The organism is Oleiphilus sp. HI0067 (assembly GCF_001635735.1).
Genome location: NZ_LWFI01000236.1, coordinates 1 through 1,189, shown reverse-complemented (window position 1 = coordinate 1,189; position 1,189 = coordinate 1). Strand labels below are relative to the sequence as shown.

Annotated in this window: 1 protein-coding gene; it reads right to left on the bottom strand. The window is 49.9% G+C overall.

What is annotated here, in order from left to right; translation table 11 throughout:
- On the bottom strand, window positions 1–1,189 hold a 1,189-nt coding region (locus A3739_RS03115), incomplete at both ends, for a VCBS domain-containing protein (RefSeq protein WP_197471995.1).

The following is a 1,189-nucleotide window of genomic DNA, read 5'->3' as shown; positions in this document are numbered from 1 at the left end:
GGGCAACAGGCTATCTAAATTTACGGAATGCCCAACATCCCATGCTCCCGCCTTCCTGTTGCTTTCCTGCTCATTTGTTTGAGCGGTATCAGCATTACCCGCAGAGTCTTTATCATTCGAAGATTCTGGCAGCCCAGATAACAAGTCACTCACAGACTCTTTTGGCTCAAGTTCGGGCGCCAAGTCAACTAAGCTTTCTTGAATGAACGATGAACGAGTCGCTTCAGACTTACCACTCGGCGCGGTGACTTGATCAAGAAGTAACAAGGGGTCTGAGTCATACGATACCGCCGGCACATCAGCAGAAACCGGTGCTAGGGGTGGCGGAGGTGGTGCGATCACTTGCTGTGCAGCATCGGTATGGACATCCATGCTCCCAGTAGCAGTAACGCCAGATTGATCCTGAGCCTCATACTGCAAAGATTCTGTTACGGTTTGCAAATTTGAATTGCCCGTTTTCGCTTGTGCTTCAAAGCTTCCATTGGCCTTGAACTGAACAAGCGCATGCCCTGTATCAAATACCTGAGACCAACCACTTACGGGATCGAACTGCAGACTCTGTCCGTTAATTCCAGTGAGTGTTAAGGACGTGTCAGCCTGGTCATTCGCAAAGACATTCCCAGTATCGATACCACCAGCATTCAAGTGACTATTATCGATCACGGCAACAGGCGCATTACCCTGCCCATCAATTTCAATGGCAATGGTTTGCGTTGCCGTACCACCCAGACCATCATCGACTTCGACAATAATACTCTCTTTGAGCGTCTGCCCCGTCAGCAATTTCTGCACATCAGGATGCGCTGTATTGAGTCGATATTCCCAAGCTCCCGTTTGGGCATTCAAGGAGAACTGTCCGTACTGGCTAGTATTCACTGATCGCCATGCATGCTGATCACTGACATCAGGATCGATCACTTGAAGCGTTCCAGATATCGGCGTTGTCGCATTCTCGGCCACCGACTGCTGCACAACAGGAGCAACACTCGGTAAATCATTACTGCCCACAACCTCGACTCGGATTTGAGCGACAGAACGCTCTCCGTGTTGATCAAGCACCTCGACCTGAAATGTTTCTTGAGCCGTTTCGCCTTTAGCCAACGATTCAGCTTTTGCAGGATCAAGCTGATATACCCATTTGCCACTGGCATCGAGGCTTATCACCCCATATTGACCCTGCTGACTGCCT